This window comes from Actinoplanes cyaneus (assembly GCF_016862095.1).
Lineage (GTDB): Bacteria > Actinomycetota > Actinomycetes > Mycobacteriales > Micromonosporaceae > Actinoplanes > Actinoplanes cyaneus.
Genome location: NZ_BOMH01000001.1, coordinates 139,667 through 156,989, shown reverse-complemented (window position 1 = coordinate 156,989; position 17,323 = coordinate 139,667). Strand labels below are relative to the sequence as shown.

General features: G+C 70.3%; 17 protein-coding genes. 8 read left to right on the top strand and 9 right to left on the bottom strand.

Translation table 11 applies throughout. The features are described from left to right. Position 1: 1 nt before the first annotated feature. The 7 genes from Acy02nite_RS00630 to Acy02nite_RS00600 all read right to left on the bottom strand — a co-directional run bounded on the left by Acy02nite_RS00630 (position 2) and on the right by Acy02nite_RS00600 (position 7,269). The gene (locus tag Acy02nite_RS00630) at positions 2-1,042 is read right to left on the bottom strand and encodes a substrate-binding domain-containing protein (RefSeq protein WP_203737426.1); all 1,041 of its coding nucleotides are present in this window, start codon (positions 1,040-1,042) and stop codon (positions 2-4) included. Next, a complete protein-coding gene (locus Acy02nite_RS00625; protein ID WP_203737424.1) occupies positions 1,023-2,042 on the bottom strand; it encodes an ABC transporter permease in 1,020 nt (339 codons plus the stop codon). Before Acy02nite_RS00625 ends, Acy02nite_RS00630 begins: the two co-directional genes overlap by 20 nt. Then, positions 2,039-3,607, bottom strand: a complete 1,569-nt coding sequence (locus Acy02nite_RS00620) for a sugar ABC transporter ATP-binding protein (RefSeq protein ID WP_203737423.1) — start codon at positions 3,605-3,607, stop codon at positions 2,039-2,041. The genes Acy02nite_RS00625 and Acy02nite_RS00620 overlap by 4 nt, the downstream gene beginning before the upstream one ends. Beyond that, positions 3,604-4,761, bottom strand: a complete 1,158-nt coding sequence (locus tag Acy02nite_RS00615) for an ROK family transcriptional regulator (protein ID WP_425548083.1) — start codon at positions 4,759-4,761, stop codon at positions 3,604-3,606. Before Acy02nite_RS00615 ends, Acy02nite_RS00620 begins: the two co-directional genes overlap by 4 nt. Before the next feature lie 317 nt (positions 4,762-5,078). Then, positions 5,079-5,627 carry a carboxymuconolactone decarboxylase family protein gene (locus Acy02nite_RS00610; RefSeq protein ID WP_203737419.1) on the bottom strand — a complete coding sequence of 183 codons (549 nt, stop codon included), beginning with the start codon at positions 5,625-5,627 and terminating at the stop codon, positions 5,079-5,081. Between the two features lie 65 nt (positions 5,628-5,692). Beyond that, positions 5,693-6,721, bottom strand: a complete 1,029-nt coding sequence (locus Acy02nite_RS00605) for a hypothetical protein (RefSeq protein ID WP_203737417.1) — start codon at positions 6,719-6,721, stop codon at positions 5,693-5,695. After that, entirely contained in the window at positions 6,718-7,269 is a 552-nt protein-coding gene (locus Acy02nite_RS00600; RefSeq protein ID WP_239174004.1) for an RNA polymerase sigma factor, read from the bottom strand. Before Acy02nite_RS00600 ends, Acy02nite_RS00605 begins: the two co-directional genes overlap by 4 nt. Positions 7,270-7,450: 181 nt before the next feature. On the opposite strand from Acy02nite_RS00600, the gene Acy02nite_RS00595 reads away from it, so the two are divergent. Both Acy02nite_RS00595 and Acy02nite_RS00590 read left to right on the top strand, forming a co-directional pair. Further along, positions 7,451-8,191, top strand: coding sequence for an SDR family oxidoreductase (locus Acy02nite_RS00595; RefSeq protein ID WP_203737415.1), 741 nt, complete (start codon positions 7,451-7,453; stop codon positions 8,189-8,191). Then, the gene (locus Acy02nite_RS00590; RefSeq protein ID WP_203737408.1) at positions 8,188-8,601 is read left to right on the top strand and encodes a hypothetical protein; all 414 of its coding nucleotides are present in this window, start codon (positions 8,188-8,190) and stop codon (positions 8,599-8,601) included. Before Acy02nite_RS00595 ends, Acy02nite_RS00590 begins: the two co-directional genes overlap by 4 nt. A gap of 196 nt (positions 8,602-8,797) precedes the next feature. Here Acy02nite_RS00590 and rfbD read toward each other — a convergent pair whose 3' ends face one another. Both rfbD and rfbB read right to left on the bottom strand, forming a co-directional pair. Continuing rightward, the gene (gene rfbD, locus Acy02nite_RS00585) at positions 8,798-9,622 is read right to left on the bottom strand and encodes a dTDP-4-dehydrorhamnose reductase (RefSeq protein WP_203737407.1); all 825 of its coding nucleotides are present in this window, start codon (positions 9,620-9,622) and stop codon (positions 8,798-8,800) included. Then, complete coding sequence (rfbB, locus tag Acy02nite_RS00580) at positions 9,622-10,599, bottom strand: dTDP-glucose 4,6-dehydratase (protein WP_203737405.1); 978 nt, start codon at positions 10,597-10,599, stop codon at positions 9,622-9,624. Before rfbB ends, rfbD begins: the two co-directional genes overlap by 1 nt. A gap of 45 nt (positions 10,600-10,644) precedes the next feature. On the opposite strand from rfbB, the gene rfbA reads away from it, so the two are divergent. The 6 genes from rfbA to Acy02nite_RS00550 all read left to right on the top strand — a co-directional run bounded on the left by rfbA (position 10,645) and on the right by Acy02nite_RS00550 (position 17,267). After that, entirely contained in the window at positions 10,645-11,529 is an 885-nt protein-coding gene (gene rfbA, locus Acy02nite_RS00575) for a glucose-1-phosphate thymidylyltransferase RfbA (protein ID WP_203737403.1), read from the top strand. Next, positions 11,526-12,155 (top strand): dTDP-4-dehydrorhamnose 3,5-epimerase family protein, encoded by a 630-nt coding sequence (locus Acy02nite_RS00570; RefSeq protein WP_203737401.1) that lies wholly within the window; start codon positions 11,526-11,528, stop codon positions 12,153-12,155. The genes rfbA and Acy02nite_RS00570 overlap by 4 nt, the downstream gene beginning before the upstream one ends. Before the next feature lie 270 nt (positions 12,156-12,425). Further along, on the top strand, positions 12,426-13,922 hold the full coding sequence (locus tag Acy02nite_RS00565) for a sugar transferase (RefSeq protein ID WP_203737399.1): 1,497 nt from the start codon (positions 12,426-12,428) through the stop codon (positions 13,920-13,922). After that, positions 13,922-15,283, top strand: coding sequence for a UDP-glucose dehydrogenase family protein (locus Acy02nite_RS00560; protein ID WP_203737397.1), 1,362 nt, complete (start codon positions 13,922-13,924; stop codon positions 15,281-15,283). Before Acy02nite_RS00565 ends, Acy02nite_RS00560 begins: the two co-directional genes overlap by 1 nt. Next, positions 15,280-16,350 (top strand): GNAT family N-acetyltransferase, encoded by a 1,071-nt coding sequence (locus Acy02nite_RS00555; protein ID WP_203737395.1) that lies wholly within the window; start codon positions 15,280-15,282, stop codon positions 16,348-16,350. Before Acy02nite_RS00560 ends, Acy02nite_RS00555 begins: the two co-directional genes overlap by 4 nt. Continuing rightward, positions 16,347-17,267, top strand: coding sequence for a glycosyltransferase (locus Acy02nite_RS00550; RefSeq protein WP_203737393.1), 921 nt, complete (start codon positions 16,347-16,349; stop codon positions 17,265-17,267). The genes Acy02nite_RS00555 and Acy02nite_RS00550 overlap by 4 nt, the downstream gene beginning before the upstream one ends. Positions 17,268-17,323: the final 56 nt, after the last annotated feature.

The window sequence follows — 17,323 nt, the reverse complement described above, 5'->3', positions numbered from 1 at the left end:
CCTAGAAGCCGAGCTTCGCGTACTTCGAAGCGTTGTCCTTGGTGATGGTCTCGGAGGCCAGCGTGATCTCCTTCGGCACCTGCAGCTCGACCAGGTCGGACATGCCCTTGCCCTGGCCGATGAGCCGGGCCAGGCTGATCGCCGACGACGCCATCGACGGGCTGTAGGTGACCGTCGCCTTGAGCACGGTGTCGTCCTTGGTGATCGCGTCGATCGCCGCCTTCGAGCCGGCGCCGCCGACCATGAAGAACTCGCTACGGTTGGCCTGCTTGATCGCGGCGAGCACCCCGATGCCCTGGTCGTCGTCGTGGTTCCAGAGCGCGTCCATCTTCGGCAGCGCCTGCAGCAGCGCGGTCGCGGCGGCCTGCCCGGAGTCGGCGGTGAACTCGGCCGGGCGCCGGTTGGCGACCTTGAAACCGAAGGCGGCGAGCGCGTCGTTGAAGCCCTTCGTGCGCTCCTGGGTCAGCTCCAGGGAGTCGATGCCGGGGATCTCGCCGATGATCGGGCTGCCGACGCCCTTGGCCTTGAGCTGCTCACCGATGTACTGCCCGGCGGCCAGGCCCATGCCGTAGTTGTCGCCCTTGATCTGCAGCCGGTACGCGGCCGCCGACGGGAACGCCCGGTCCAGGTTGACCACCGGGATGCCGGCCTTCATCGCTTCGAGGCCGGTCGCGTTCAGCTCCTTGCCGTCATGCGGGAGCATGACGATGACCTGCGGCTTCTGCGCGATCAGGGTGGACAGGGCCGCGCGCTGAGCCGCCGCGTCCGCGCCCGCCTCGACCGGGCGCAACTCCACGTCGGAGTAGACCGCGGCCTGTGCCTTCGCGTTGTTGGTGATCGCCGCGATCCAGCCGTGGTCGGCTGCCGGCGCGGAGAACCCGATGATCACTTTCTGACCGGCGGCGGCGTTGGCGTCACCGCTCCCGCCGGTCTTCACCTGGGCGTCGTTGCCGGTGTCGTTGCTGGTGCAGGCGGTGAGCGCCAGGCCGGCGCCGGCTGCCGCGCTGCCGAGAAGGATGCGCCTACGGCTTATCGGAGACATTTCTCCTCCTGAGGAGGTTGGTGAGGGAGCGATAGCGGAACTGCTGAAGAAGCACGGCGGCCACGATGATGCCGCCCTTGACCATGTTCTGAACCTCGGTGGCGAGGTTGTTGATGGCGAACAGATTGGTGATCGTGGAGAACACCAGCACCCCGAAGAGGGCGCCGATGATGGTGCCGCGGCCGCCGCTGAGCAGCGTGCCGCCGATGATCGCCGCGGCGATCGCGTCGAGCTCGTAAAGGTTGGCCATCGCCGCCTGCGCGCTGGTGGCCTGCGAGGTCAGCATGATCGCGCCGATCCCGCAGCACAGCCCGGAGAGCACGTAGAGCAGCAGCGAGTGCCGTTTGACGTTGATACCGGCCAGCCGGGCCGCCTCCGGGTTGCCGCCGACCGCGACCGTGCGCCGGCCGAACGTCGTCCGGTTCAGCAGCACCCAGCCCGCGGCGACGACCAGCGCCAGGATCCACACCAGCAGCGGGATCCCGAGGAGTTTCGTGGTGGCGATGCTGTTGATCGTCTCGTTCGCGGAGACCTGCGTCTGCTTGCCGGAGATCTGCGCCGCCAGACCGCGCGCGGAGACGAGCATGGCGAGCGTCGCGATGAAAGGGACCAATTTGCCGTACGCGATGAGCACGCCATTGACCAGCCCCACGGCGACTCCCACGACGAGCGCCGTGAAGATCATGCCGGCCGCGCCGTAGCTCTGCGTCGCCAGCGTGGTCGCCCAGACGCCGGCCAGCGCGATGATCGCACCCACCGACAGATCGATCCCGCCCCCGATGATCACGAACGTCATGCCGACCGTGACCACGCCGATCCCGGACGCCTGTTGCAGGATGATCAGAACGTTGTTCCGCACCCAGGCCGGGTCGGAGTAGAGCTCGGGCCTGGTGACGATCCCGATGATCACCAGAATGACGAGCACGCCGACCAGACCGAGGTTGCGCAAGAGGTTGTCGTCGTATTTCTGTGCCTTGGGAAGCGCCGTCTCGGCGATCACGCGGCCTCTCCCTCCATCAGCGACCCCGCCATCACGAGGTCGAGCACGGTGTCCTCGTCGATCTCGCCGGCGAGCGCCTCGTGGATCAGCCGGCCCTCGCGCATGACCAGCACCCGGTCGGCGAGGCCGAGCACCTCCGGCACCTCGCTGGAGACCAGCAGCACGCCGACGCCGTTCGCGGCCAGGTCGTGGATGACCTGGTAGAGCTCGGCCCGGGCGCCGACGTCGACACCCCGGGTCGGCTCGTCGAGCAGCAACAGCCGGGTCCCGCCCGCGTTGTTCTCCCTGGTGAGGAGCCAGCGGCCGACGACAACCTTCTGCTGGTTGCCGCCGGAGAGGGTGCGCACCGGGCGGTCCACGTCGCGCGGGCGCAGCTCCAGGTTGTCGGCGGTGCGCTGGGCGGCCGCCCGCTCGTCGCGGGCCGCGGTGAACCCGGCCCGGGCGAAGCCGGCGAACGAGGCCAGCGTCATGTTCTTGAAGACCGGCTCGTCGAGGAGCAGGGCCTGGCTCTTGCGCTCCTCGGGGGCCATGCCCATGCCGTGCCGGACGGCGCTGCCGACGCCGGTGATCCGGTGACCGTTCAGGATCACGGTGCCGGTGTCCGGCCGGCGTGCACCGAAGATCGTCTCCAACAGTTCGGAGCGCCCGGAGCCGACCAGACCGGCGATGCCGACGATCTCGCCGGGGCGGACCGTGAGGCTGATGTCGGCGAACTCTCCGGCACGGCTGAGGTTCGTGACCGTCAGCAGCGGCGTGCGCTTCTCCTCCGGGGCGCTGCTCTCCTTGTCCGGGGCGACGCGCGGGGGGAAGGCGTACTCGAAGGATCGTCCGGTCATCTTGCCGACGAGTTCCCTGGTCGGCGTGCGGGCGGACAGGCCGGCGGCGGTCGTGCGGCCGTCCTTGAGGACCGTGACCCGGTCGCCGATCTCGCGGATCTCGGCGAGCCGGTGCGAGATGTAGACGACGGCGATGCCGTGCGCGGTCAGCTCCCGGATGATCCGGAACAGGTTCTCGACCTCGTCGTGGGCCAGGACCGCACTCGGCTCGTCCATCACGATCAGCTTCGCGTTGTGGGACAGCGCGCGGGCCATGCTGACGATCTGCTTGCCGGCGGCCGGGAGGTCCTTGATGAGGCGGCCCGGCGGGATCTCCGGGTGACCGAGTTTGCCCAGGATGAACCGGGTCTGCTCGGCGGCGCTGCGACGCCGCGTGAAGCCGAACCGGGACGGCTCGTGCCCGAGGAACGCGTTCTCCGCCACCGACAGGTCGTCGACCAGGTCCAGCTCCTGGTAGATGGTGGCGATCCCGGCGCGCATCGCGGCCTGCGGACTGGCCGGCGCGAACGGCTCGCCCTGCCAGAGGATCTCGCCCGAGTCGGCGTGATGAACCCCGGCGAGGACCTTGATCAGGGTGGACTTCCCGGCGCCGTTCTGCCCCAGCAGGCAATGAACTTCACCCTCGAGGACTTCCAGGTGTACGCCGTCGAGCGCGCGAACCCCGGGGAACTCCTTCACCACGTCGGTGAGCGTGAGGATCTTCCTGGCCGAGCCCGCCGACTCGCTCATGGGACCTGCTCGAACGCGGTGTCGCTGGCCAGCACCGCCGCGCCGGTGACGCCCGCGCGGCCACTGAGCTCGGAGAGCACGACGGGCAGATTGCCGGTCGCCAGCGGCAGGGACCGGCGGTAGACCACGCTGCGGATCTCGGCCAGTAGTACGTGGCCGAGCTGCGCCAACCCACCCCCGATGACGATCATCGACGGATTGGCGAAACTCACCAGCGCGGCCAGGACCCCGCCGACCCGGCGGCCGCCCTCCCGGATCAGCTTGATGCAGACCACGTCGCCCTCGGCCGCACCCTCGGCGACGTCCCGGGCGTTCAGCCGGTCGCTCTTCGACAGGCGCTCGGCGAGCGCGGGGGAGGCGCCCGACCGGGCCGCGGCCAGGGCGTCCCGGGCCAGCGCCGCACCGCTGAACACCGCCTCCAGGCAGCCGGTGTTGCCGCACGAACAGGTCGGGCCGTTCGCGTCGACCTGGATGTGCCCGATGTCGCCGGCGCACCCGTCGACCCCGCGGTAGACGCCGCCGGACAGATGGATCCCGCACCCGATCCCGGTGCCGATCTTCACGAACAGGAAGTCGTCGACGGACCGGGCGACCCCGCCGTGCCGCTCGCCGACCGCCATGATGTTGACGTCGTTGTCGACCACGACCGGGCAGCCGTGCTCGCGGGCGAGCAGCTCGCGGACGGGATAGCGGTCCCAGCCTGGCATTATCGGCGGGGACACCGGCACGCCGTCACGGAAGCTGACCGGGCCGGGGACGCCGATCCCGACCCCGTCCAGACGGTCGTAGACGCCCTCGGCGCGCGCCTTCGCGAGCAACTCGCCGACGCGGTGCAGGATCGGTTTCGGTCCCTTGCGGACGTCGGCCGGCTCCCGGTACGCGACCAAGGGCTCCAGCCGCCCGTTCACCACCTCGATGTCGATCGACCCGGCGCCCAGGTCCACTGCCGCGAAGCGCAGCCGCGGGTGGATCCCGACCAGCGTCGAGCGCCGTCCACCGCGCGACGCCGCCATTCCGGCCTCGGTGATGTAACCGGCCTTGATCAGCCGTTCTATCTCGCTGGTCAGCCTCGGGCGGGTCAGCCCCAGGCGATCGCCGAGCTCGGCCCGGGACACCGGACCGTCGTCCCGGAGCGCACGCAGAATCGACAACACGACAGCCACCTCACGTTCCGCGCTGTGTTGGCCGTCACGTTAGGACCCTTCCGTCGGCGAGGTCCACACCTTCGTTCTCTGTAGACGGAACTTTTGTCGCTCCGTGCAAAAGTCGGCGCGATCTCTGCCGCGAGACCCGTCCCGCGCTCCCGCTCCCGGCTGGTTCTCACGGTCGTTGTTCGTGCCTCATAACGACCGTGAGAACCAGTGGGAGGGGCGAGCCGCGGGCTGGAGGAAGTGGGCCGGGTCCTGCGCGAGGGGCAGCCGGGATCAGCGCCGGTGTGGATCGGGGCGGCTCATGCCGTACGGGAAAGGGGTCAGCTTCTGTTCTGGTAGCCGGACGTGGTGATGCGCTTCGCGGACAGCTCGTAGGCGCGCGGGTCGTCCGGGGTGCGGGTGCCGAGGCCGTCGACGTAACGGTTGAACATGGCGAAGGCTGCGGCGATCAGGACCGTGTCGTGGATTTCCGGGTCGGTCGCGCCCACGGATCGGGCGTCGGCCACCAGGCTCTCGGTCACGTCACGGCCGTCGCGCCGGACAGCTTCGGCTATCCGCAGCAGCGCACGCAGCTTGGCGGCGACCGGTGCGGACGAGGGGTCCGCGCGGACCTGCTCGACCAGCGCCATGCCCTCCGGGAGCTGCGCGGCGGCGGCCGCGGCGTGCGAGTCGCGGCAGAAGTCGCACTCGTTGAGGGCGGAGACGTGCGCGGCGATCAGCTCGCGCTCGCCGGGGGTGAGGGAGTTCGGTCCGCGCAGAAGGGTCTCCGCGAGAGCCATCAGTGGGGCGGCCGTCTCCGGCCGGTACTTCAGCAGTCCTTGGATGCCGGGCAGCGCCCGCTCGTCGACGCCGAGATCGATGTACGCCATCGCGTCAAGATAGCCATCCCCGGGCAGGCACGCGTGACGGTGCGGGCGCTCGGCCACGTCCCGCGTCAATCGCAGCCGAGGCTGCTCCGGTAGTCCTGGGGGATCCGGCCCTCGGCGGCCTTGTCGGCCAGCTCCCAGAAGCCCTCGGCCCAGTCGCCCTCGTCGACCATGGACTTGAGAACCTTCCAGTTGTGGCTGCTGCGCAACGCCAGCTGGGCCTTGGAGAGGGCGGCCTCGTCGCCGGCGCGGTCGGCCCGCTGGTACTCGGCGATCCAGGCGCAGCCGATCCGTGCGGTGACCTGGGCGCCGAACTGGTACGGGTCGTTGGTGCCGAAGGTGAGCAGCGTGCCGTCGTCGAAGTCCGGCGGCTTCGGCACGTCGGCCAGGATGCGGTTCGCCGCCTCGGCCGCCTTGTCCGGGGTGACGACCTCGGGCGGCATCGCGGCCAGAAACGCCTTCGCGTCGACCCGTTCGATCCTGGGCAGCAGCGCGTCGAACCCGGCCCGCGTCCACGTGCCGCCGGTACGCAACTCGGCGAACATGCCGTCGCGGGGCCTGAGCATCAGCGCGAAGTCCGAGTCGCTGTACGTGAACACGTCGCCCGGCCAGTCACCGATCGCCGACGCCTGCGGCGCGCTGACCGCCAGGCGGTCCCGGTAGTAGCCGTCGTACTCCCGGGCCGGGTACCAGGTGATGTTCATCGAACGGTCGCCGTTCGCGAAGAAGATGTCGCCGCTCGCGCCGGCGAAACCGTAGACACTGGTGATCTTCCAGCCCAGCTCGGTGATGAGCAGGCGCGGGTTCTCCTCGGCCGCCTTGACCACGAGAGCCTCGCTCGGCGCGGCGATCGAGATGTAGGGCGCCGGCGCGGCGTACTGCGTGGTGTCACGCCCCGGCGCGAACAGCGCGGCAGCGCCGACGATGCCGGTGACGGCCGCGGCGGTGGCCAGCGGGACGAGGAAGCGGCGCCTGCGGGGAAGCGCGTCGGGCGTGGACATGATCTCCTCCAGGAGTTCCTGGTCAGCCCCGTCGAGATCGGCGAGACGGTACGGATCGGCGCCGCGGATCATGCGGTCCAGGCGGTCGTCGGTCATCGGCCCTCCTCCGGGGTGGGTGCGGTCAGGACGCTGGAGACATGTCCGGACGGGCGCAGATCGTCACCGACGAGTCGGCGCATCCGCATGCGGGCCCGCGACAGCCGGGTGCGCACGACGGCTGCGCTCACCCCGAGCACCTCGGCGACCTCCCGCGGCTCCAGCCCCTCCCAGACGGTCAGGGTCAGCACCTCACGGTCCAGGTCGCCGAGCCGGGCCAGGGCGTCGCGGACGGCCAGGCGCTCCGGGACGTCGTTGCCCGGATCGGGGACGACGGCCGCGAGCCGCCGTCGCAGTCGCTCACCGAGACGGTCGCGCCGCTCCCCGCCGCGATGATGATTGGCCAGGACGCGACGGGCCACGCCGTAGAGCCAGAGCCGGGTCTCGGCGCCGCCGGGCATCTCGTCCCGGCGCCGCCAGGCGATCAGGAACGTCTCGGCGACGATGTCGGCCGCGTCTGCCGGTTGCTCGACCCGGCGCAGGGCATAGCCGAGCAACGGCGGGAAGTTCGCCGCGTACATCTGCCGGAATCCGTCGTCGTCGGGCACAACCACCTCATGTCCGGATGCGCCCTCATCGTGACAGCCGGAAGCCTAACGTCGGATGCCGAGTCGCGTGCCGGGCCCGGGCGGGGCCGACGGTGAGCTGAGACCCGGGCCACACGGCTGTCACATTTCCCGGGGCTGATCTGTCCTCCTCGTGACAACGACGCGAGAGAGGGTGGTCCGGATGCGGATCGCGGTGGCCGGGGGAACCGGCTGGCTGGGCAGACTGGTGGTCACGGCGGCGAGCGAGGCCGGTCACGACGTGGTGGTGATGTCGCGGGCGCGCGGCGTGGACCTGACCATGGGCCAGGGCCTGGACGAGGCGTTGCACGGCGCCGACGTGGTGATCGACGTGTCGAACATCGAGACGGTGAGCGGGGACCGGGCGACCCGGTTCTTCGAGACGGTGACCCGGAATCTGCAGGCGGCCGGGGTGCGGGCCGGGGTCGGGCACCACGTCCTGGTGTCGATCATCGGTATCGATCGGGTGCCGTGGGGCTACTACCGGGCGAAGCTCAACCAGGAGAGGGTGGCGCTGGCCGGTCCGGTGCCGGTGACGGTGCTGCGGGCGGCGCAGTTCCACGAGTTCGCGCTGCAGTCGCTGACCCGTTTCGGTGGGCCGGTCGCGGTGGTGCCGGCGATGCTGAGCCAGCCGGTCGCCGCCCGCGAGGTGGCCGCCGAACTGGTCCGCCTCGCCGGGGGCGAACCGCGCGGCATGGCTCCGGAGCTCGCCGGCCCCGAGCCGCTGCAGATGGCGGACCTGGTCAGGAAGGTCTCCCGGCGGCACGGCCCGCGCAAGTGGGTTCTCAGCTTCCCGCTGCCGGGCGAGGCGGGGCGCGCGATGAAGTCCGGTGGCGCTCTCCCCGACGGTCCGGGTCTGCGCGGCACCCAGACCTTCGACCAGTGGCTGGCGGAGCTCCCGTGACAGCGAAGACGGTCGCCACGGTGATCCTGGCTCTGAACGCCGCCCTCGTCGGTGTCTGGGCCGGCGCGTTCCCCCTCTCCTTCTACCGCGACTTCCCCTGGCCGGGCGCGCACTGGGTCTCAGCGCTCGGCCCCTACAACGAGCACCTGGTCCGGGATGTGGGCGGCCTCTACCTCGCGCTGCTGGTGCTGTCGGTCGCCGCGCTGCGCCGGCCGGTGCTGCGGACGACCGCCGGCGGCGCGTGGCTGATCTTCAGCGCGGAGCATTTCCTGTGGCACGCCTTCCACCTGGACGTCTTCCCGCGCTTCCATCAGGTCGCGAGCATGGTGGCCCTGTCGCTGCCGCTGCTGCTCGCCGTGCTGCTGGTGCTGCCCGGGCGCGCCGCCGCACCGGAAGCCCGCGGCACCTGACCGCGGAAGGTCGATCCGGGCCGCCCGCGATCATGGCCACCAGCAGCGCGAACAGCCTGGTGGCCAGCACGGCCAGCAGCACGGAGAACAGGAGAGTGAGCGCGTCGTTACTCATGGCCCCATTCTCGGCCAGGGGTACGACAACTTCCCCTGCAGCGGCAGCAGGCTTGCGCCAGGGCCGCGGCACGGCAATGACCTACGGCCGCAGCACCGGCATCGCCTGGGTGAGCATCGAGCGCCAGTCCCGCAGCGGAGCCACCCCGCTCCCGGCCCAGCGGGCATGCGACAGCACGCTGTAGGACGGCCGTCTCGCCGGCCTGACGAAACGGTCACTGGTCGTCGCCCGTACGCGGGAAGGATCCAGTCCTGCCTCGGCGAAGACCGCCCGGGCCAGCCCGCACCACGTGGTCGACCCGGCGGCGGTGCCGTGGTAGATCCCGGGTGCGGCGGACGAGCGGCCCAGCGCCACCAGCTGCTGCGCGAGCGCGTACGACCAGGTCGGCGGCCCTTCCTGGTCGTCCACCACGTCGAGCGTGTCCCGGGTGGCGGCCAGGCGCAGCATGGTGCGGACGAAGTTGGGCCCGTGTTCGCCGTACAACCAGGCGGTTCTGACCACGGACCCGCCCGCCGCCAGCACCGCCTCCTCGCCCACCGCCTTGCCCCGGCCGTAGGCGTTGAGCGGCGCCCGCCGCGCGTCCTCCGGGATCGGCGTCGTCGCGGTCCCGTCGAAGACGTAGTCGGTGGAGACGTGGATGAGGCGCTTGCCGGCGGCGAGGGCGAGGTTCCGCGCGCCGTGCCCGTTGATCGCGGTGGCCGCCTCCTCGGACGTCTCGGCACCGTCCACGTCGGTCCACGCCGCCGCGTTGATCACGACGTCGGCGCCGTCGACCGCGTCGCGGACCGCGTCCGGGTCGCGGACGTCCAGCTCGGCACGGGTGGCCGCGACGACATTCTGACCGTGCAGGACGGTCTGCAGGTCACGGCCGAGCATCCCGCCCGCGCCGGTGATCAGCCAGCGCATCAGAGCCCGGCCCGGGCCTTGAGCGGCTCCCACCAGGCTCGGTTTTCCCGGTACCAGGTGACCGTGTCGGCCAGTCCCCGCTCGAGGGTGACCTGCGGCTCGTACCCCAACTCGTCTCTGATCTTGGTGATGTCGAGCGAGTAGCGCCGGTCGTGGCCCGGGCGGTCCTGGACCGGGGTGACCATGTCCCAGCTCGCGCCGCACGCCCGCAGGAGCAGCCCGGTGAGGTCGCGGTTGGTCAGCTCGGTGCCACCGCCGATGTTGTAGACCTCGCCGGCCCGCCCCTTCTCCAGCGCGAGCTGGATGCCGCGGACGTGGTCGGTGACGTGCAGCCAGTCGCGGATGTTGCCGCCGTCGCCGTAGAGCGGCACCTTCCTGCCGTCGAGCAGGTTCGTCACGAAGAGCGGGATGAGCTTCTCGGGGAACTGGTGCGTGCCGTAGTTGTTCGAGCAGCGGGTGACCACGACGTCCATGCCGTGGGTCCGGTGCGCCGCGAGGGCCAGGAGATCGGACGAGGCTTTCGAGGCCGCGTACGGCGAGTTCGGCGCGAGTGGCCACGTCTCGGTCCACGATCCGGCGTCGATCGACCCGTACACCTCGTCGGTCGAGACGTGCAGGAAACGGCCGATCCCGGTCTCCCGCGCAGCGTCGAGGAGCACCTGCGTGCCGAGCACGTTGGTCGTCACGAACGGCACCGCGCCGCTGATCGACCGGTCCACGTGCGACTCGGCGGCGAAGTGGACGATCACGTCGTGGCCGGGCAGCAGGTCACGCAGCAGCTTCGCGTCGCCGATGTCGCCCTGCACGAAGTCGAGTCGGGAATCCGTCACCGGCAGATTCGCCCGGTTGCCGGAATAGGACAACAGGTCCAGGACGGTCACCGACGCGCCGGCAACCCCCGCGAATTCATCCTTTAGTACCGCCCGGACATAGGCCGAACCGATGAAACCGGCGCCCCCGGTCACGAGAATCTGCACAGCGGCCGAGTGTACTACCGCCTCCACTGTGTTTAGTCTTCGTCAGTGCGCGGAATCCTGCTGGCCGGTGGCACCGGCTCACGACTCTGGCCGATCACGATGGCCATGTCGAAACAGCTGATGCCCATTTTCGACAAACCGATGGTGTACTACCCGCTGACCACGCTGGTCTCCGCCGGAATTCAGGAGATCCTGGTCATCACCACCCCCGAGGATCAACCGCATTTCGAGCGCTTGCTCGGTGACGGCAGCCGATTCGGTCTGTCCCTTTCTTATGCCGAACAACCGAAACCGGATGGGATCGCCCAGGCGTTCCGGATCGGCCGCGATTTCATCGGGAACGAGCCGGTTGCGCTGATCCTCGGCGACAACATCTTCCACGGCGTCGGCCTCGGCCGGCAGCTCGCGCGCTTCCGGGAGCCGGCCGGCGGGCGGATCTTCGCCTACCCGGTCGCCGACCCCGAGCGGTACGGCGTCGTCGAGTTCGACGAGTCCGGCACGGTGCTGTCGATCGAGGAGAAGCCCGGGAAGCCCAAGTCGACGTACGTCGTTCCGGGGCTCTACTTCTACGATGCCGACGTGGTGGGGATCGCCGACGCCCTGGAGCCCAGCGCGCGGGGCGAGCTGGAGATCACCGCCGTGAACGAGGAGTACCTGCGCCGTGGCCGGCTCGACGTCACCGTGCTGGACCGTGGCACGGTGTGGCTGGACACCGGCACGTTCCAGTCGATGGTGCAGGCCTCGGAGTACGTACGGGTGATCGAGGAACGCCAGGGTCTGAAGATCGGCTGCGTCGAGGAGGCCGCGTGGCGGCTCGGCTTCATCTCCGACGATCAGCTGCGTGAGCTGGCCGGGCCGTTGCTGAAGAGCGGTTACGGCACGTACCTGGAACGTCTGCTGGAGACCGGCCCGTTCGGGGGAGCGCTGTGAAGATCCGCCCGTTGAGCATCGAGGGCGCGTGGGAGGTCACTCCCGCGCAGTTCGGCGACGACCGCGGCACCTTCCTCGAGTGGTACCGCTTCGACCACCTGGCCGCCGTCGTGGGGCACCCGCTCGACCTGGCCCAGGCGAACCTCTCCACCTCGGCCGCCGGCGTGGTGCGCGGCGTCCACTTCGCCGACGTCCCGCCCGGCCAGGCCAAGTATGTGACCTGCGTGGCGGGCGCCGTCCTCGACGTGGTCGTCGACGTCCGCGCCGGCTCGCCGACCTTCGGGCAGTGGGAGGCGGTGCGGCTGGACGACGTGGACCGGCGCGCCGTCTATCTCGCCGAGGGGCTGGGGCACGCGTTCTGCTCGCTGACGGAGGGCGCCGTCGTGGCGTATCTCTGCTCGTCGACGTACCGCCCGGGCCACGAGCACGGCGTGCATCCGCTCGACCCGGAGCTGGGCATCACCTGGCCGGTCGGGACGCCGCTGCTGTCGCCGAAGGACGCCGCCGCGCCGACGCTGTCCGAGGCCCTCGCCTCCGGGTTGCTACCGCGGTACGACACGTGTCGTGACTATCGGGAAACCTTGCGTCGAGATGATGACAGTCAATCACTCGTCGCTGACGATTGACCTGCACGGAGCGCCGTAGTATGGCGGCTCGCTCCGAACTGGACGGACATCCCTGAGGCTCGTCCGAACCGCCAATCCCGTCGGACGGAAAGCTGTAGCGCGAACGGGGTGCCGTTCGGGAGTCTGTCTCATGTGTCCGGTGGGTCGCCTGTAAGTTACCGGCTGATCACTCTAAGCTAAGCGCGGGCTTCGGCACCTGACGGATCCGGCTTGTCCGGATTCCCACCTATTATCAACAATGGATTGACCGCAGCCAATGGGGGCAGAGGCGTGCAGACAATCGAGTCGCTGGCCACCGTCGATCTGAGCGAAAGAGCGCTCGGCATCCGGCGGGGCAAACGAGCCGGCGAGACCAGAGCGGGCTGGCAGAACCGGTACGCCCGGATGCTGTACCTGATCGACTACGTCGTCGGCCTCGGCGCCGCGTCCTGGGCCCTGGTCCTGCGCTTCGGCCCGGACGGTGACGAACCCAACCTCAAGGGCTACATCCTGCTCACGGCGGTCCTGCCGATCGCGTGGATTCTCTGTCTCTCGGCGAACCGCGCCTACGAGCCGCGCCACCTGTTCGTCGGCACCGACGAGTACGCCCGCGTGTTCCGGGCCGGCGTCGGCCTCACCGCCATGCTCGCCATCGTCTCGTTCGCCTTCGACCTGCGCCTGGCCCGCGGTTACGTCAGCATCGCGCTGCCGCTGGCCATCGTCGTGGACCTCGGCGCCCGCTACCTCTACCGGCAGCGCCTGCACCGCTCGTGGGGCCGTGGCAACCGCCTGCACCGGGTCCTGCTGGTCGGGCACGAGCAGGCGGTCTCCGACATGACCCGCCGGCTGCGCCGCGAGCGCTACCACGGCCTCGGCGTGATCGGCGCCGTGCTGCCGGCCGCGCCGACCCCGAAGACGTTCGCCGCCGGCATGCCGCCGGTCTACGGCACCTTCGACAAGGTCGACTCGGCGGTGACCCGCGCCGACGCGGACACCGTGATCGTGCTGGCCTGCCCGGAAATCGACGGGCCGGCCCTGCGCCGGCTCGCCTGGCAGCTGGAACGCGAGGAGATCGACCTGATCGTGGCCAGCACGCTGGTCGACGTCGCCGGTGACCGCACCACCATCCGCCCGGTCGACGGCCTGCCGATGCTGCACGTCGAGCACCCGAAGCTGAAGGGCAGCGCGCGGTTCTTCAAGGCCACCTTCGACCGGGTCGGCGCGACCGTGCTGCTCACCCTGCTGTCGCCGATCCTGCTCGTCGTCGCCGGCCTGGTGATGTTCGGCAAGGGCGGGCGCGGCCCGGCGATCTTCAAACAGGAACGCGTCGGCAAGAACGGCCGCACCTTCATGCTCTACAAGTTCCGCACGATGGTCGTCGACGCCGAGGCGCGACTGGCCGAGCTGCAGGCGCTCAACGAGCACGACGGCGAGCTCTTCAAGATCAAGCAGGACCCGCGGATCACCCCGATCGGCAACTGGCTGCGCCGCTTCTCGGTGGACGAGCTGCCGCAGCTGTTCAACGTGCTCAAGGGCGACATGTCCCTGGTCGGCCCGCGCCCGCCGCTGGCCCGCGAGGTCGCCGGCTACCCGTCGGACATGTTGCGCCGGCTCGTCGTCAAGCCCGGCCTGACCGGCCTCTGGCAGGTGTCCGGCCGCTCCGACCTGTCCTGGGAGGAGTCGATCCGGCTCGACCTCAGCTATGTGGAGAACTGGTCGCTTGCCATGGACCTGGCCATTCTGTTCCGTACCGTCAGCGCCGTCGTGCGCAGCTCGGGAGCTTATTGATGACCGCACGTCCCCGTCTCACCGTGATCGGCACCGGATATCTCGGTGCCACCCATGCGATCTGCATGGCCGTCATGGGCTTCGAGGTGCTCGGTGTCGACGTGGACACCAGCAAGATCGAGAAGCTGACCGCGGGCGAGGTCCCGTTCTTCGAGCCCGGCCTGCCCGAGCTGCTGGCCAAGGCCCTGGAATCCGGCCGCCTGCGGTTCACCAGCGACTTCCGCGAGGCCGCCGCCTTCGGCGACGTCCATTTCCTCTGCGTCGGTACGCCCCAGCAGGCTGATTCCGAGGCCGCCGATCTGCGGTACGTCGACGCGGCGGTCACGAGTCTCGCTCCGCACCTGACCCGCCGCACGCTGGTGGTCGGCAAGTCCACCGTCCCGGTGGGTACCGCCGCGCGTCTCGCCGAGCTGCTGCGTACCACCGCGCCGGCCGGTGACCAGGTCGAGCTGGCGTGGAACCCGGAGTTCCTGCGCGAGGGCTTCGCCGTCGACGACACGATGAAACCCGACCGGCTGGTCTTCGGCGTGACCTCCGCGTGGGCGCAGGAGCAGCTGCGCGCCGCGTTCGGGCCGGTGATCGCCCAGGACGTGCCGGTCAAGGTCACCGACCTGCAGACCGCCGAGCTGGTGAAGGTCGCCGCGAACTCGTTCCTGGCCACCAAGATCTCCTACATCAACGCGATGGCCGAGGTCTGCGAGGCCACCGGCGCCGACGTGCACGACCTGGCCGAGGCGCTGGCCTACGACGAGCGGATCGGCGGGAAGTTCCTGCGCCCCGGGCTCGGTTTCGGCGGCGGCTGCCTGCCCAAGGACATCCGGGCGTTCGCGCATCGGGCCGAGGAGTTGGGAGTCGGCCAGGCCGTCGGCTTCCTGCGCGAGATCGACGGGATCAACCGGCGACGCCGCGCCCGTACCGTCGACCTGGTCGTCGAGCTCTGCGCCGGGGACGTCGCCGGCAAACGGGTCGCCGCGCTCGGCGCCGCGTTCAAGCCGAACTCCGACGACATCCGCGACGCGCCGGCCCTCGACGTGGCGGCCACCCTGCACCGGATGGGCGCGGTCGTGACCGTTTTCGATCCGGCCGCGCTGGACAACGCACGGCGGGTGCACCCCGAGTTGGGGTACGCCACCAGCGCCCTCGACGCCGCCCGCGACGCGGACGTGGTCGTGCTGCTCACCGAGTGGAACGAGTTCCGGGAGATCTCCCCGTCGGCGATGGCCGCGGTCGTGCGCCGCACCCGGATCGTCGACGGGCGGCACGCGCTCGTCCCCGCCCACTGGGCCGCCGCGGGCTGGGACTACCGTGCCCTGGGCCGCCCGGCCGTCCACGGATCAGTGCACGGATCGGCGCGCTCGTGAAGATCACCGTCGTACGCCCGGACGAGCTGGGACCCGCCGAGCTGACCGCCTGGCGACAGCTCCGCAAGGACCGGCCCGGCCTGCAGAATCCGTTCCTCGCCCCGGAGTTCACCCTCGCTGTCGCCCGGCAGCGCCCGGCCGCGCGGGTGGCGGTGCTCGAGGAGTCCGACGGGATCGCCGGATTCTTCCCGTTCGAGGTCCGCAACCGGGTGGTCGGCGTCCCGATCGGTTTCGGGATCAGTGACTGCCAGGGTCTCGTACACCGGAATGGCCTTGATCTCGACGCCAAGGGGTTGCTCACAGCATGCCGGCTGCCGGTGTTCGAATTCGATCATCTGATGGCGTCGCAATTCACCGACCATCACACGACGCTTTCCTCGTCGCCGCTGATGAACCTCGAGGACGGCTATCCGGCGTACGTCGAGAATCGCAACAAAGCCGGTGACGTCGTGAAGCAGACGTTGCGCAAGCAGCGGAAGATGGCCCGTGAGGTCGGCGACGAACGATTCGTCTGGGACGACCGTGCCCCCGAGGCGCTCGCCGCACTGCGGGAATGGAAGTCCGCGCAATACCTGCGCACCCAGCAGTACGACCGGTTCTCCACGCCCTGGATTGCCGGGGTGCTCGAGGAATTGCAGGCGTCCGCGTCCGACGACTGCCGCGCGGTGGTCTCCACGATCTACGCCGGTGACCGCCCGGTCGCCGCGCACCTGGGCCTGCGCAGCGAGTCCGTGCTCGCCTACTGGTTCCCCTCCTACGACCAGGACCTGTCGAAGTACTCGGCCGGCATTCTGCTCTGCCTGCGGATGGCCGAGGCCGGCGCCGCCGACGGCATCCGTCAGATCGACCTCGGGAAATCCGAGGCGCTCTACAAGACCCGGCTGATGAACGACGAGACGCCGGTCGCCGCGGGCCGGATCGGCCGTTCCTGGACGATCACCACCGCCCGCCGCACGCAGAACGCGGTGACCCGCTCGCTCAAACAGGGCGCGCTGGGGGAGAAGCTCAAGAGCGGCCGCACCGGAAAGGTGCTCCGCGGACTGAAGGCGAGGATCGCGTCGCGATGACGATTCTGGTGGCGGTCGTCTCCTACAACAGCGAGCGGCTGATTCCCGACCTGATCGCCGGCCTGCGTACCGGGCTGGACGGCCTGAAATGGCACCTCACGGTCGCCGACAACGATTCCCGGGACAACAGTGTCGCGCTCGTTCGCGAGCTGGCGCCGGAGGCGACCGTCGTCGAGATGGGCCGCAACGCGGGCTACGCGGCCGGCATCAACGCCGCGGTCGCCGCGTCCCCGTCCTACGACGCGATCCTGGTCCTGAACCCGGACGTGCGCCTGACGCCCGGCTGCGTCCCGCGCCTTCTGGAGGCGCTGGAGGTGCCCGGCACCGGCATCGCCGTGCCGAACCTCGTCGACGGCGACGGCGTCCTGATCCACACCCAGCGCCGCGAGCCGAGCACCCTGCGAATGCTGGGCGACGCCTTCCTCGGGGCCCGCCGCGCCGGCCGCTCCCGCCTGCTGGGCGAGATCGTCACGACCCCTTCCGCGTACGAGGCGGAGACGTGCGCCGACTGGGCGGAAGGCTCCACGCAGCTGATCAGCGCCGAGTGCTTCGCCCGGATCGGACCGTGGGACGAGCGATACTTCCTCTACTCGGAGGAGACCGATTTCGCCCTGCGCGCGCGGGACGCCGGGCTGCGCACCCGGTACGTCCCGGAGGCGAAAGCGGTCCACCTGGAGGGCGACTCCCGGGTGTCCCCGGGCCTGTGGGCGCTGCTGACGCTGAACAAGGTCCGCCTGCACCGCCGTCGCCACGGCGCGCTGCGGGCGTCCGCGTTCTGGGCCGCCACGGTGCTGCGCGAGTCCAGCCGGGCGGCCCTCGGCAAGAAGCCCAGCCGGGCCGCCACGCGAGACCTGCTCACCCCGTCCCGCCTGCGCGAGAAGCCCGGCCCGGCCAGCGTCGCCCGCTGGGCCCGCTGAGCCGCGTCCCCTGTCTGCCGGCGTTCGCGCCGGGTCATAGCCTTCACTGAGTCGAG

What these genes read in the sequence shown, in the direction of transcription:
- Acy02nite_RS00595 (WP_203737415.1), top strand. Translation starts at nt 7,451, where the DNA reads ATGCGGATCGCGGTGGCCGGGGGAACCGGCTGGCTGGGCAGACTGGTG.
- Acy02nite_RS00605 (WP_203737417.1), bottom strand. Translation starts at nt 6,721, where the DNA reads ATGACCGACGACCGCCTGGACCGCATGATCCGCGGCGCCGATCCGTAC.
- rfbD (WP_203737407.1), bottom strand. Translation starts at nt 9,622, where the DNA reads ATGCGCTGGCTGATCACCGGCGCGGGCGGGATGCTCGGCCGTGACCTG.
- Acy02nite_RS00550 (WP_203737393.1), top strand. Translation starts at nt 16,347, where the DNA reads ATGACGATTCTGGTGGCGGTCGTCTCCTACAACAGCGAGCGGCTGATT.
- Acy02nite_RS00560 (WP_203737397.1), top strand. Translation starts at nt 13,922, where the DNA reads ATGACCGCACGTCCCCGTCTCACCGTGATCGGCACCGGATATCTCGGT.
- Acy02nite_RS00630 (WP_203737426.1), bottom strand. Translation starts at nt 1,042, where the DNA reads ATGTCTCCGATAAGCCGTAGGCGCATCCTTCTCGGCAGCGCGGCAGCC.
- Acy02nite_RS00610 (WP_203737419.1), bottom strand. Translation starts at nt 5,627, where the DNA reads ATGGCGTACATCGATCTCGGCGTCGACGAGCGGGCGCTGCCCGGCATC.
- Acy02nite_RS00620 (WP_203737423.1), bottom strand. Translation starts at nt 3,607, where the DNA reads ATGAGCGAGTCGGCGGGCTCGGCCAGGAAGATCCTCACGCTCACCGAC.